This window comes from Stutzerimonas sp. CXK-1 (assembly GCF_057738225.1).
On the sequence record NZ_CM173217.1, the window covers coordinates 3,814,997 to 3,828,468 of the forward strand.

Here is a 13,472-nt window from a genome sequence, read left to right on the forward strand (position 1 = left end):
AAGAGCCATGGCGGGAGTCCGCTTCGATGTCCCTGAAAATCACCGATGACTGCATCAACTGCGACGTTTGCGAGCCCGAGTGCCCGAACGGCGCGATTTCCCAGGGCGAGGAAATCTACGTCATCGACCCCAACCTGTGCACCGAGTGCGTCGGCCACTACGACGAGCCGCAGTGTCAGCAGGTGTGCCCGGTAGACTGCATTCCGCTCGACGAGAACAACGTCGAGAGCAAGGACGAACTGATGCAGAAGTACCTGATCATCACCGGCAAGGCCTGATGGTCGGCGCGGCACGGCTCAGCGGCGGCGCCCTGCGCCACCTGACCGGTGCCTGCCTTTCCCTCCTCCTGCTGGCCTGCACGGCGCAGGCCGCAGTTCCCGAACGCGGTGCCGTGGCCACGGCGCATCCATTGGCCAGCGAAGTCGGCCGCGACATTCTCGCCAGCGGCGGCAACGCCTTCGATGCCGCGGTGGCCGTCACCGCCGCACTGGCCGTGGTCGAGCCCTACGGTTCCGGGCTGGGCGGCGGCGGCTTCTTCCTGCTGCGCGAAGCCGGCGAGCCACCGCACTACCGGTTTCTCGATGCCCGCGAACGCGCACCCCTGCAGGCGAGCGCCGATCTCTACCGCCGCGATGGCCAGGTGCGCCGCGAACTCTCGCTCAACGGTCCGCTGGCCGCCGCGATTCCCGGCACGCCGGCGGCGCTGGTCGAGCTCGCCGAGCGCCGTGGTCGCCTGCCCCTGCAGCGCAGCCTGGCGGCGGCGATCGCGCTCGCCGAAGGCGGCTTCGAGGTCGACTCGGTGTATCGGCAGCGCGCCGGCTGGCGCCTGGACGCGCTGCGCGACGACGCCGAGAGCGCCCGCCTGTTCCTCCACGCAGGCGACCTGCCCCCGCTTGGTCATCGGCTGCGCCAGCCCGAGCTCGCCGCCACGCTGCGGCTACTCGCCGACAAAGGGCATGACGGTTTCTACCGCGGCCCACTCGCCGAGCGTCTGGTCGAGGGCGTGCGCGCCGCCGGCGGCATCTGGACGCTGGATGATCTGGCCGGCTACCGCACCGTCGAGCGCGAACCGCTGCGCTTCGCCATCGATACGCGCCACGAGCTGATCGGCGCCCCGCCGCCGTCTGCCGGTGGGCTGATCCTGGCGCAGAGCCTCGGCCTGTTGCAGCGCCTGGACTGGCGCGCAAGCGATGGCGTCGAGCGCAGCCATCTGATCATCGAAGCCCTGCGCCGGGCCTACCGCGACCGCGGCGAGCTGGGCGATCCGGACTTCGTCGAACCGCCGCTCGCCCGGCTGCTCGCTCCGTCCTATCTGGACCGGCTTGCCGCGGGCATCGACCGCACCCGGGCCACGCCGAGCGCCGAGCTGCCGCCCGCCTCGCCCTGGCGCGAAGGCGAGCACACCACCCATTTCGCGGTGATGGATGCCGAGGGCAATGCGGTGGCCGCCACCCTGTCGCTGAACATGATGTTCGGCGCCGCGTTCACCGTGCCCGGCACCGGCGTGCTGCTCAATGACGAGATGGACGACTTTGCCGCAGACATCGAAGGCAGCAATGCCTATGGCCTCGTCGGCAGCCAGGCCAACGCCATCGCGGGCGGCAAGCGACCCCTGTCGAGCATGAGCCCGACCTTTATCGAGAGCGACGCGGCCATGGCCAGCTTCGGCACGCCTGGCGGCAGTCGCATCCCCAGCATGGTGCTGCTGTCGGTGCTTGCTTATCTGGAGGGTCGGCCCGTCGAGGCTTGGCCGGCGGTGCCGCGTTTCCACCACCAGTACCTGCCGGACCGGGTGCAGTACGAGGCCGACGCGTTCGACGAGTCGCAGATTGCCGCACTGCGCGCTCGCGGCCATCGGCTGAGCCTGATCGAGCGTGACTACGGCAACCAGCAGGTGCTGTTCTGGGACAAGCGCAGCGGTGCGGTTCAGGCGGCCAGCGATCCGCGCGGGATCGGCCGCGCCCTCACGGTGCCGGCTACGCCTGCACGATGACCGGGCCGTCGTCGGCCTCCACACTGCGCAGCTGCCGGGTCAGTTCCTGCGCATCGCCGAGCATCAGGGCATTGCGCAAACTCTGGATGATACGGCTGGCGTAACCCAGGTCGTTCATCAGCGAGCTCATCTGCAGACCATCGAGGGTGTGGTTGCGGACCGCCTCGAACAACCGCCGCCGGAATGCCGCATCGAAGCTCGCCGCCTGATCGTCCAGCCATGCCAGGCGCTCCCGCCAACGCTCCTCGGGCAGCTCGGAACGACTCAGCGCACGGATCTCCTGCAGCGCCTGGAGCAGATGGCGACGCAATTCGACGTAGGCCTGGCGTGCCGCCGATTCGTCGCCACGCAGGTAGTGGCCCAGGTTCTTCTGCAGATGCTTGCTGTCCTTGACCGCATCGACCAACTGCAGCGCAGCCACCTGGCTGCTCAGCCAGAAGCTCTGGTGCTGCTCGTCGAGCGGCGTGTCCAGCCGTCCCATGAAGGCCAGCAGGTCGCCGTAGACGCCCTTGATGTGTCGCTGGTAGAGCTGTTCGGCATCCAGCGACTGGTCGCTCGGGCGCCCTGCCAGCAGGGCGTCGTCGAGCCGCTCCGGATGCTGCAGCAGATCGATCGGCAGATAGATCGCATGACAGATCACCTCCAGGCTCAGCCGGGTCAGGTGCTGCAGCTCCTGCGCCACGGCGCTGGCCGCCGAGTCGGCGGAATCCAGGGCCCGCTCGCTGAGGTAGCGCGCATGGGTCTGCTGCGGCGGTGCCACTGGCTGGGCCAACTCGGTAATCAGCACGGCCGGCTCGCGGCGCTCGGGCAACAGCCGCTCGAGCAGGTGCGCCAGCCGTGCCTGCCAGAACCAGAACAGGGCGACGCCCAGGGCATTGAACAGCGTGTGGAACAGCGCCAGCTGAATCAGCGCGTTGTCACCCAGGCCCAGCGGCTCGCTCAGCCAGTGCACCACCCAGGTCAGCGGCGCGAGCAGCGCCAGGGCGACCACTGCGGTCACCACATTGAAGATCACATGCGCCAGCGCCAGGCGCTGACCACAGCGGTTGCCGCCGAGCGAGCCGACAAAGGCGGTCGTCACGCTCGTGCCGACGTTGGCGCCTATGGCGATCGCCAGCGCCGGCCCCAGGGTCAGCTGCCCGGCGCCGAGTGCGGCGAGCGTCAGCATCAGCGTGGCGTGGCTTGACTGCAGCACCACGGTGGCCAGCAGGCCGACCGCGACGAAGCCCAGCTGGCCGGCCAGCCCCTCGGCCTGGTACGCGGAAAAGTCCGCCGCGCCACCGAAACCGGCGAAACCGTCCTTGATCTGATCAATCCCGAGAAAGATGAAGGCAATGCCGAGCAGCACGCGACCGATGCCCTTGCCGCGCTCACCGGTGAACCCGGCGAGCACGCCGACCACCAGCAATGGCAGTGCCAGCGGGCTCAGGCTGAGGTTGTGGCCGAGCAGCGCCAGCAGCCAGATGCCACTGGTCGAGCCCAGGTTGGCGCCGAACAGAATGGCGATGCCGCCGGCCAGCTGGATCAGTCCGGTGCTGATGAAAGCGATGGTCAGCAGCGACACCAGGGTGCTCGACTGCAGCAGCATGGTGCCGCTGATGCCGAACATCAGGCCTTTGAAGGGGGTCGCGGTGGCGCGCCCGAGCAGCTGCTCCAGGCGGCTGCCGGCCAGCTGGCGCAGGCCTTCCTCCAGGCACTGCATGCCGAACAGGAAGAGCGCGAGACCGGCGCAGAGTTCGAGCCAGCCATGGCTGGCCCAGAATGACCAGAACAGCGCCAGGGCGCCGATCAGTGGCAGGACAATCTTGAGAAATCGCTTCAAGGAGGGAGCTTCGCTTTGCACATCGCGGTGCGGGCAAAGCCTACTGCAAGGTCACCGCGGCCGGAAGGGTCAACCCCCACCGGCCGCATGGTCTTTAGTCTTGGTTGCCGTAGCCGCTGCGCGTGCAACCCAGGCAGCGCACGAATGCCGCCTTGCCAGGCTCGACCACCAGTGCCTGGCCGGCCTCAGCGACGTTGCCGCCCAGTGCGCTGAACGGCAGGCTGACCACGAACAGGCCGGCGCCAATGACGGTGGCGCCGATCAGCAGCGGCCGGGCGATGACCAGATCGCCGATCATCGAATAGGCCTTGGGCGCCTCGACGTTGTAGATCGGGTCGGCCGTGCTGTTCTGCTCGACCACCTGGGCGTGCGCCGGCAGGGCCAGCATTCCGGTGGTCAGGGCCAGCACAGCAGCAGTGGAGCGGAACAGTTTCATGATGTGGTCCTTCAGCTGTGAAACGAGGCGTTATCGTTGTCGCCGCACTATAGCAGCGGCCACGGCGCCTTAGTCGTGAACACCGTCAATGCACGCGCTGCCGGGTCAGCGCTGGCAGCGACCGCAGTAGACACTGGCGCGCTGGCCGAGACGGACCTCGCGCAGCGTACTGCCGCACAGCTTGCAGAACGCGCCGCCACGTCCGTAGACGAACAGCTCCTGCTGGAAGTAGCCGGGCTTGCCGTCGCCGCCGACGAAGTCGCGCAGCGTCGTGCCGCCGCGCTCGATGGCCATGGCCAGGATGCGCTTGATCTCAGCGGCCAGGCGCTCGTAGCGCGCCCGCGAAATGCCGCCTGCCGGGCACCGCGGATCGATGCCGGCGGCGAACAATGCCTCGCTCGCATAGATATTGCCGACACCGACCACCACGGCGTTGTCCATGATGAACGGCTTGACCGCCATGCTGCGCCCGCGCGACAGCTCGTACAGCCGGCGGCCATCGAAGCCCTCGTCCAGCGGCTCGGGGCCGAGGCTGGCGAGCAGCGGATGCTCGAGCGGCAGCTCGCTCCAGAGCAGCGCACCGAAGCGACGCGGGTCGGTGTAGCGCAGCGCCTGCCCCGAACCGAGCAGGATGTCGACGTGCTCGTGCTTGGCCGCCGGCAGCTCCGCCGGCACCAGGCGCAGGCTGCCGGACATGCCCAGATGGGCGATCAGCGTGCCGCTCTGTACGCGGATCAACAGGTATTTGGCGCGCCGCTCCACCGCCTCGATACGCTGGCCGGACAGGCGCACGTCGAGGTCCTCGGGAATCGGCCAGCGCAGGCGCCGGTCGCGCACGACGACACGCTCGATCGTCTGGCCGAGCAGATGCGGCGCGATGCCGCGACGGGTGGTTTCGACTTCGGGGAGTTCGGGCATGACGGCAGGTGACGGCAATACAGAGGCGCGACCTTAGCAGCTAACGCCGCGGCGGTCAGCCGACGCCCAGCTCGCGGATGCTCTCCTCGAGGCACTCGAAGTCGTATTCGGACAGACCGACGTAGTCGAGGACCAGATGCGCGATGCTGTCCCACTCATGGTCTTCGGCCTGGCCACCGAGCACGCGATGGCAGGCACAGATGTGCTCGGCCATCTTGAGGATCGCCAGCAGCGTCTTGAGCTGCGCGTCGCGCCCCGAGTCGTCGGCGAACAGCGACAGCGCGTTGTGATGGTTGGCGATGGCGTCGCACAGATGCAGCGGCAGGTTCCAGGACTTGGCGGTGAAGTAGCCGACCACCGCGTGGTTGGTCGACAGCACGCGGTTCTCGATGTCGACGATGCGCTGCTCGGCATCGGTGCTGGCATAGGCCTCTTCGAGCACCGCCATGTACTGCGGGAAGCGCTTGAGCATCAGCGGAATGCCGCAGTTGTGGAACAGGCCCAGGGCGTAGGCCTCGTCCGGCGACTGGTAGCCGATGCGCTTGGCCAGCGTCAGGCTGGTCATGGCGACGTCCTGCGCGGTGTCCCAGAAGCGGTTCAGGGTGACGATGGTCTCATCGGTCATTTCCCCCTTGATCGACTGCGCGTTGATCAGGTTGATCACCGTGTCGCAGCCCAGCAGGTTGACCGCCTGCTGGATCGAGGCGATGCGGTTGGTCAGCCCGAAGAACTTCGAATTGACGATCTTCAGCAGCGAGCCGGAGAGCCCCGGGTCCTGGCTGATCAGCCGGGCAATGGTCTTCAGGTCGGGCACCGGCATGACCTGTTCCATCTGCAGGTCGACCATGATCTGCGGTTGCGGCGGCACGCTGATGCCCTGCAGGACATGGCGAATCTGTTCGGCGGTGAGTTCGACGGGCATCGGAAAAGCTCGGCGGGTGGGCGGCAAAGTGCCAGCGGAAAATCGGCCGAACTTTGGCCGAGAAGGCGGTCGGATTTCAAGTGACTCGCGATCGGCGAACGTCCTTTTCCAAGACCGAGGAGGCAACTACATGGCCAGACTGCAAGGCAAACGCGTGGCAATCCTGGTGACCGACGGCTTCGAGCAGGTCGAGATGACCGGCCCGAAGGAGGCCCTCGAGCAGGCCGGCGCCAGCGCTGAAATCCTTTCGGCCAAGAGCGGCACGGTGCGCGGTTGGAACCACACCACACCGGCCGACGAGTTCAAGGTCGACAACAGCTTCGACCGCGTCCGCGCCGAGGACTACGACGCCCTGGTGCTGCCCGGCGGCGTGGTCAACTCCGACAATATCCGCATGGACGAGATGGCCCAGGCGCTGGTGCGCGACGCGGCGCGCGCCAGCAAACCCATCGCCGTGATCTGCCACGGCGGCTGGCTGCTGATCTCTGCCGACCTGGTGCGCGGCAAGCGCATGACCAGCTGGCCTTCGCTGGCCGACGACCTGCGCAATGCCGGCGCCGACTGGGTCGACCAGCAGGTGGTGGTCGACGGGCACCTGATCAGCAGCCGCAAGCCGGACGACATTCCGGCCTTCAGCAAGGCCCTGGTCGAGGCGCTCGGCGGCTAGCGGCCGAGGCGAGCAGGCGACTGCGGCGATTCCGACCGGCGCAGTCGCCTGCGCTCGTTTAGAATGCCCGCCCCTTCATCTGGAGCCGCCCATGTCCCTGCCCAGCCTGCGCCTCAAAGCCAATGCCGACCGCCGCCTGCGCGCCGGCCATCTGTGGATCTTCAGCAACGAAGTGGACACCGCGGCAACGCCGCTCGGCGCCTTTGTCGCCGGCGACCAGGCTGTGCTCGAGGCCGCCAATGGCAAGCCGCTGGGCATCGTCGGCGTCTCGCCGAACAACCTGATCTGCGCGCGCCTGCTGTCGCGCGACCTCAAGCACAGCCTCGACAAGTCGCTGCTGGTGCATCGCATCCAGGTAGCCCTGAGCCTGCGCGAACGGCTGTTCGAGGTGCCCTGCTACCGCCTGGTGTACGGCGACGCCGACCTGCTGCCCGGCCTGGTGGTCGACCGCTTCCACGACATTCTCGTGGTACAGCTCGCCTCGGCGACCATGGAGCGCAACAGGGATGCCGTGCTCGAAGCACTGGTACAGGTGCTCAAGCCGCGCGGCGTGCTGTGGAAGAACGATTCCAGCGCGCGCGATGCCGAGGGCCTGGAGCGCTACGTCCAGACCGCCTTCGGCGTGGTGCCCGAGTGGGTCGCGCTGGAGGAAAACGGCGTGAAATTCGAGGCGCCCGTGGTGGCCGGGCAGAAGACCGGCTGGTTCTACGACCATCGCATGAACCGCGCGCGCCTGGCGCCCTACGTCAAGGGCAAGCGGGTACTCGACCTGTTCAGCTACATCGGCGGCTGGGGCGTGCAAGCGGCGGCCTTTGGTGCCAGCGAAGTGTTCTGCGTCGACGCCTCGGCCTTTGCCCTCGATGGTGTCGAGCGCAATGCGGCACTCAACGGGCTGAGCGAGAAAATGACCTGCGTCGAGGGCGATGCCTTCGAGGCGATGAAGGAGCTCAAGGCGGCCGAGGAACGCTTCGATGTGGTGATCACCGACCCGCCCGCCTTCATCAAGCGCAAGAAGGATCTGAAGAACGGCGAGGCGGCCTATCGTCGCCTGAACGAAACCGCCATGCGCCTGCTGACCAAGGACGGCATCCTGGTCAGCGCCAGCTGCTCGATGCACCTGCCCGAGGACGACCTGCAGAACATCCTGCTCTCCTCGGCGCGGCATCTGGACCGCAACATCCAGCTGCTCGAACGTGGCGCTCAGGGGCCGGACCATCCGGTGCATCCGGCGATCCCGGAGACGCGCTACATCAAGAGCCTGACCTGCCGCCTGCTGCCCAACAGCTGAGTTTCACTCGACCCGCTCCGGGGTCGGCTGCGCGCGGGGCGCCTGCGGCACGAGCTGCTCGATCGCCTGATCGAGCTGCTTCAGACACATGTCGATGATGCGGTCGCGCTGGCCGCTGTCCCAGTCCATGGTCGCCAGCATGCGGATCAGGTCCAGAGCGCCCTGCTCGGCAATCAGCATGCCGTGCTCGACCAAGAGCATGCGCCCGTGCAGTTGCAGGCGCAGCGGCTCACGGCTGCTGATCACCGCGCCGCGGGCCAGCAGGCAATCGATATGTTCGCGCAGCGCATGCAGGCTGCGCCGCTCGCCTTGAAGTTCGCTCATTCCGTTATGTCACCTTGCCATCCCTTGCCATGGCATTGTGACATCAGTCACGCACCGGAAGACACAACCCGAGCAGCGCCTTTTTGCCACGCGCCGGGCGCAGCCTTGGCGCGGCGGGGGGCCGGGCGTAGAATCGATCCTCTTCGCCAGTCATCCCCCGGCGTGCTTGTGAGCCGGCCGCCCACGCGGTGATCCCGCGGACCGGTCATCGACAGACGCACGGCTACCGCCGTTTGCATGCAGCGCGCGAGGCGCTCACGCTACCCTAATCGCCCCCTGATCAGCCGCAGGAACCGTCATGCCTGACTACCGCTCGAAAACCTCCACCCACGGCCGCAACATGGCCGGCGCCCGTGCCCTGTGGCGCGCCACCGGCATGAAGGACGAGGACTTCAAGAAGCCGATCATCGCCATCGCCAACTCCTTCACCCAGTTCGTGCCCGGCCACGTGCACCTGAAGGACCTCGGCCAGCTGGTCGCCCGCGAGATCGAGAAGGCCGGCGGCGTGGCCAAGGAATTCAACACCATCGCCGTGGACGACGGCATCGCCATGGGCCACGACGGCATGCTCTATTCGCTGCCGAGCCGCGAGATCATCGCCGACTCGGTCGAGTACATGGTCAACGCCCACTGCGCCGATGCACTGGTGTGCATCTCCAACTGCGACAAGATCACCCCCGGCATGCTGATGGCCGCCCTGCGCCTGAACATCCCGGTGGTGTTCGTTTCCGGCGGGCCGATGGAAGCGGGCAAGACCAAGCTGGCCAGCCACGGCCTGGATCTGGTCGATGCCATGGTCGCCGCCGCGGACGACTCCTGCTCCGACGAGACCGTTGCCGAATACGAGCGCAGCGCCTGCCCGACCTGCGGCTCCTGCTCCGGCATGTTCACCGCCAACTCGATGAATTGCCTGACCGAAGCCCTCGGCCTGTCGCTGCCGGGCAACGGCACCACGCTGGCCACCCACGCCGACCGCGAGCAGCTGTTCCTGCGCGCCGGGCGCCTGATCGTCGAGCTGTGCCAGCGCTATTACGGCCAAGGCGATGCCTCCGTGCTGCCGCGCGAGATCGCCAGCTTCGCGGCGTTCGAGAACGCCATGACCCTGGATATCGCCATGGGCGGCTCGACCAACACCATCCTGCACCTGCTCGCCGCCGCGCAGGAGGCCGAGGTCGACTTCAACCTGCGCCACATCGACCAGCTGTCGCGCCGCGTGCCGCAGCTGTGCAAGGTGGCGCCGAACATCCAGAAGTACCACATGGAAGACGTGCACCGTGCCGGCGGCATCTTCTCCATCCTCGGCGAACTGGCCCGTGGCGGCCTGCTCAACACCCAGGTCCCGACCGTGCACAGCCGGACCCTGGCAGAAGGCATCGCCGAGTGGGACATCACCCAGACCGCCGATGAAGCGGTGCATACCTTCTTCAAGGCCGGCCCGGCCGGCATCCCGAGCCAGGTCGCCTTCAGCCAGAGCACGCGCTGGCCGAGCCTGGATACCGACCGCGCCGAGGGCTGCATCCGCAGTGTCGACAATGCCTACTCGCAGGAAGGCGGCCTCGCGGTGCTGTACGGCAACATCGCCCTGGACGGCTGCGTGGTGAAGACCGCCGGCGTCGACGAGTCGATTCTCGTCTTCGAAGGCACGGCGAAGATCTACGAAAGTCAGGACGCCGCGGTGAAGGGCATCCTTGCCGACGAGGTGAAGCCGGGCGACGTGGTCATCATTCGCTACGAAGGGCCGAAGGGCGGCCCGGGCATGCAGGAAATGCTCTACCCGACCTCGTATCTCAAGTCCAAGGGCCTGGGCAAGCAGTGCGCCCTGCTCACCGACGGTCGCTTCTCCGGCGGCACCTCGGGCCTGTCGATCGGCCACGTCTCGCCGGAAGCGGCAGCCGGCGGCGCCATCGGCCTGGTCGAGGACGGCGACAAGATCCTCATCGACATTCCCAACCGCAGCATCAACCTGCTGGTCGATGACGAGCAGCTCAAGGCCCGTCGCCTGCACCAGGACCACAAGGGCTGGAAACCGGTGCAGCCGCGCGCACGCAAGGTCAGCACCGCACTGAAGGCCTACGCCCTGCTCGCCACCAGCGCCGACAAGGGCGCAGTGCGCAACAAGGCGCTGCTCGACGGCTGAGCCGGCCGTCCTGCCTGAACAGCCCGGCCTCGCGCCGGGCTGTTTCGTTTCGGCCGGCGCTGTGCGGCCGTCCGGCGCGCCGGTAGAATCGCGGCTTTTTCCCGGACCCGCCCCATGAACGCGCACACTTCCGACGCACCGGCCACCCATGACCTGGTCCTTGGCCTGGACGACAAACCGCGGCCCTGGGTCGCCTTTCTCGCTGCGCTGCAGCATCTGCTGGCGATCATCGTGCCGATCGTCACGCCGGGCCTGCTGATCTGTCAGGCCATCGGCGTGTCGCCACGCGACACCAATATCATCGTCTCCATGTCGCTGGTGATTTCCGGCATCGCCACCTTTGTGCAGTGCCGCCGCTTCGGCCCGCTGGGGGCGGGCCTGTTGATCGTGCAGGGCACCAGCTTCAACTTCGTCGGCCCGCTGATCGCCGGCGGCGTGCTGATGGTCAAGGACGGCACGCCGGTCGAGGCGGTGATGGCAGCGATCTTCGGTGTGGTGATCGCCGGTTCCTTCGTCGAGATGGGCGTGTCGCGCGTGCTGCCGTTCGTCAAGCGACTGATCAACCCGCTGGTGACCGGCATCGTGGTGCTGATGATCGGCGTCACCCTGATCAAGGTCGGGCTGATCAGCATGGGCGGCGGCTTCGCCGCAATGGGTGACGGCAGCTTCGCCAACGGCGAGAACCTGCTGCTCTCGGGCGTGGTGCTCGGCGCCATCGTCGTTCTCAACCGGCTGCCGGTGGTGTGGATGCGCAGCTGCGCCATCATCATCGCGCTGGCCATCGGTTACGCGCTGGCCGCCTGGCTGGGCCGGCTGGACTTCAGCGGCATGCACCAGGCCGCGCTGTTCCAGGTACCGATGCCGCTGCACTTCGGCCTGAGTTTCTCCTGGAGCCTGTTCATACCGATGGTGGTGATCTATCTGGTGACTTCGCTCGAAGCCATCGGCGACATCACCGCCACCAGCAAGCTGTCACGCCAGCCGGTCGAGGGCCCGCTGTGGATGCAGCGGATCAAGGGCGGCGTGCTGGTCAACGGCGCCAACTCGCTGCTGGCCGGGCTGTTCAACACCTTTCCGAGCTCGGTGTTCGCGCAGAACAACGGCATCATCCAGCTGACCGGCATCGCCAGCCGCTACGTGGGCATGTGGATTGCGGCGATGCTGGTGATCCTCGGCCTGTTCCCGGTGGTTGCCGGGGTGCTGCAGGCCGTTCCCGAGCCGGTGCTCGGCGGCGCCGCGCTGGTGATGTTCGGGGCGGTGGCCGCCGCCGGCATCAACATCCTCGCCGGCGTACAGCTCGATCGCCGTGCCCTGCTGATCATCGCTGTCTCGCTGGCGTTGGGCCTGGGCTTTTCCCAGGTGCCGGAATTCCTCGCGCACCTGCCGGCGGCACTGCGCAACGTACTGGAGTCGGGCGTCGCCACCGGCGGCATCTGCGCCCTGCTGATGAACTGGTTCCTGCCCGAGACGCCGCCGGTCGCCGAACGCCGCTGAAGGGTCAGGCGTGCTGCGCCAGCTCCAGCAGGCGCGCACGCCAGTCGACACCCTTGGGCAGGGCAAGAAACGATGGGTTCAGGTAGCCCTCGCGCGCCGCGTAGCGAAGCGGCGCGCCAGTGACCTCGATGACCTCGCCGCCGGCACCTTCGAGCACACCCTGTGCGGCCGCCGTGTCCCACTGCGAGGTCGGCGCCAGGCGCGGGTAGCAGTCGGCCTTGCCTTCGGCCAGCAGGCAGAACTTCAGCGAGCTGCCGACGTTGGCCAGCGCCAGGTCACCGAAGCGCTCGCGCAGGCTGCTGACCAGGTGCTCCTGCGCCGGGCTGCTGTGCCGACGGCTGGCGACCAGGGTGAAGCGCTCATGCGGCGCCTGCCGCACACGCAGCGGCTGGCTGCTGCCATCGGCCTCGCTGCGCCAGGCGCCGAACTCGGCGCCACCGTAGTAGCAACGCCCGCTGGCGGGGATGCCGACCACGCCGAAGCGCACCACGCCACGCTCGATCAGCGCCACGTTGACGGTGAACTCGTCACTGCCGGCAATGAACTCCTTGGTGCCGTCCAGCGGATCGACCAGCCACCAGCGCTGCCAGCCGGCCCGCTCGGCCAGCGGCAGCTGGCAGTCCTCTTCGGACAGCACCGGAATGCCGCCATCGAGCGCTCGCAGCCCCTCGTCGAGCACATCGTGCGCCGCCAGGTCGGCCGCGGTCACCGGCGAGTCGTCAGCCTTGGCGGTAACCGCGAGTTCGCGGCGCCAGTGCGGCAGAATCGCATCGCCGGCCTTGCGCACCAGTTCGATGACCGAAGGCAGATAGGGATGGCTCATGCGGCGAACTCCCCGCGTTGGGTCAGTAGATCGCGCGCCAGGTACAGCGCGGCCAGCGCACGCCCCTCGCTGAACTGCGGGTGCTGAACGAGGCTCGACAGCTCGGCCAGGTCGAAGCGCTCGACGCGCATCGGCTCCGGTTCGTCGCCGGGCAGGTGCTCCACATACAGGTCGCGCGCCAGGACCACCTGGATCTTCTGGCTCATGTAACCGGGCGACAGCGACAGCTCGGCGAGAAACTCCAGCTGACGGGCGCCAAAGCCGGCTTCCTCCTTCAGCTCGCGATTGGCCGCCTCGAGCACATCCTCGCCGGGCTCGATCAGCCCCTTGGGCAGCGACAGCTCGTAGCTGTCGGTCCCGCCGCAATATTCCTCGACCAGCAGCACGCTGCGCGCATCGGCCATGGCGACGATCATCACCGCGCCATAGCCCGAACCCCGGCTGACCAGGCGTTCGTAGGTGCGCTCCACGCCGTTGGAGAACCGCAGCTGCAGCTCCTCGACGCGGAACAGGCGGCTGCTGGCAACGATCTCACGAGCGAGCACGGTGGGTTTCTGGCGCATGGGGCACTCCTGCAAACGCGAGGGGCTATCATAACCCGGCTTTTTCGCGGCGGCTGCGAGCGCTTTGCCAGCGAACGCACCGCCG

13 protein-coding genes are annotated in these 13,472 nt (G+C 67.6%); 6 read left to right on the plus strand and 7 right to left on the minus strand.

Features of this window, described 5'->3' with window-relative positions; translation table 11 throughout:
- The first annotated feature begins 26 nt into the window (after positions 1 to 26).
- Together AC0KXH_RS18150 and ggt are read left to right on the plus strand one after the other, a co-directional pair.
- Entirely contained in the window at positions 27 to 278 is a 252-nt protein-coding gene (locus AC0KXH_RS18150) for a YfhL family 4Fe-4S dicluster ferredoxin (RefSeq protein ID WP_008568547.1), read from the plus strand.
- The gene (gene ggt / locus AC0KXH_RS18155) at positions 278 to 1,993 is read left to right on the plus strand and encodes a gamma-glutamyltransferase (RefSeq protein ID WP_488223818.1); all 1,716 of its coding nucleotides are present in this window, start codon (positions 278 to 280) and stop codon (positions 1,991 to 1,993) included. Before AC0KXH_RS18150 ends, ggt begins: the two co-directional genes overlap by 1 nt.
- Here the strand turns inward: ggt and AC0KXH_RS18160 are convergent.
- The 4 genes from AC0KXH_RS18160 to AC0KXH_RS18175 all read right to left on the minus strand — a co-directional run bounded on the left by AC0KXH_RS18160 (position 1,977) and on the right by AC0KXH_RS18175 (position 6,091).
- Positions 1,977 to 3,815: a Na/Pi cotransporter family protein gene (locus tag AC0KXH_RS18160; RefSeq protein WP_041108458.1), complete on the minus strand. Its 1,839-nt coding sequence runs from the start codon at positions 3,813 to 3,815 to the stop codon at positions 1,977 to 1,979. The two genes, ggt and AC0KXH_RS18160, sit on opposite strands and share 17 nt — an antisense overlap.
- 94 nt (positions 3,816 to 3,909) lie before the next feature.
- Positions 3,910 to 4,251 (minus strand): hypothetical protein, encoded by a 342-nt coding sequence (locus AC0KXH_RS18165; protein ID WP_041108460.1) that lies wholly within the window; start codon positions 4,249 to 4,251, stop codon positions 3,910 to 3,912.
- Between the two features lie 105 nt (positions 4,252 to 4,356).
- Entirely contained in the window at positions 4,357 to 5,169 is an 813-nt protein-coding gene (gene mutM / locus AC0KXH_RS18170; RefSeq protein WP_488223819.1) for a bifunctional DNA-formamidopyrimidine glycosylase/DNA-(apurinic or apyrimidinic site) lyase, read from the minus strand.
- A 55-nt stretch (positions 5,170 to 5,224) separates the two neighbouring features.
- Positions 5,225 to 6,091 carry an HDOD domain-containing protein gene (locus AC0KXH_RS18175; RefSeq protein ID WP_488223820.1) on the minus strand — a complete coding sequence of 289 codons (867 nt, stop codon included), beginning with the start codon at positions 6,089 to 6,091 and terminating at the stop codon, positions 5,225 to 5,227.
- Between the two features lie 130 nt (positions 6,092 to 6,221).
- On the opposite strand from AC0KXH_RS18175, the gene AC0KXH_RS18180 reads away from it, so the two are divergent.
- Both AC0KXH_RS18180 and AC0KXH_RS18185 read left to right on the plus strand, forming a co-directional pair.
- On the plus strand, positions 6,222 to 6,758 hold the full coding sequence (locus AC0KXH_RS18180; RefSeq protein ID WP_061339809.1) for a type 1 glutamine amidotransferase domain-containing protein: 537 nt from the start codon (positions 6,222 to 6,224) through the stop codon (positions 6,756 to 6,758).
- A gap of 91 nt (positions 6,759 to 6,849) precedes the next feature.
- Entirely contained in the window at positions 6,850 to 8,046 is a 1,197-nt protein-coding gene (locus tag AC0KXH_RS18185; protein WP_200629456.1) for a class I SAM-dependent rRNA methyltransferase, read from the plus strand.
- 3 nt (positions 8,047 to 8,049) lie between these two features.
- Here the strand turns inward: AC0KXH_RS18185 and AC0KXH_RS18190 are convergent, their stop codons facing one another.
- Complete coding sequence (locus AC0KXH_RS18190; RefSeq protein WP_061339160.1) at positions 8,050 to 8,370, minus strand: hypothetical protein; 321 nt, start codon at positions 8,368 to 8,370, stop codon at positions 8,050 to 8,052.
- A gap of 298 nt (positions 8,371 to 8,668) precedes the next feature.
- Here AC0KXH_RS18190 and ilvD point away from each other — a divergent pair, with 298 nt between their 5' ends.
- Together ilvD and AC0KXH_RS18200 are read left to right on the plus strand one after the other, a co-directional pair.
- Positions 8,669 to 10,507 carry a dihydroxy-acid dehydratase gene (gene ilvD / locus AC0KXH_RS18195; protein ID WP_041108470.1) on the plus strand — a complete coding sequence of 613 codons (1,839 nt, stop codon included), beginning with the start codon at positions 8,669 to 8,671 and terminating at the stop codon, positions 10,505 to 10,507.
- Positions 10,508 to 10,621: 114 nt separating this feature from the next.
- Positions 10,622 to 12,001, plus strand: a complete 1,380-nt coding sequence (locus AC0KXH_RS18200; protein ID WP_488223821.1) for a nucleobase:cation symporter-2 family protein — start codon at positions 10,622 to 10,624, stop codon at positions 11,999 to 12,001.
- A gap of 4 nt (positions 12,002 to 12,005) precedes the next feature.
- Here AC0KXH_RS18200 and cysQ read toward each other — a convergent pair whose 3' ends face one another.
- Positions 12,006 to 12,824, minus strand: coding sequence for a 3'(2'),5'-bisphosphate nucleotidase CysQ (gene cysQ / locus AC0KXH_RS18205; protein WP_488223822.1), 819 nt, complete (start codon positions 12,822 to 12,824; stop codon positions 12,006 to 12,008).
- Positions 12,821 to 13,387: an ADP compounds hydrolase NudE gene (nudE, locus tag AC0KXH_RS18210; RefSeq protein ID WP_041108476.1), complete on the minus strand. Its 567-nt coding sequence runs from the start codon at positions 13,385 to 13,387 to the stop codon at positions 12,821 to 12,823. Before nudE ends, cysQ begins: the two co-directional genes overlap by 4 nt.
- Positions 13,388 to 13,472: the final 85 nt, after the last annotated feature.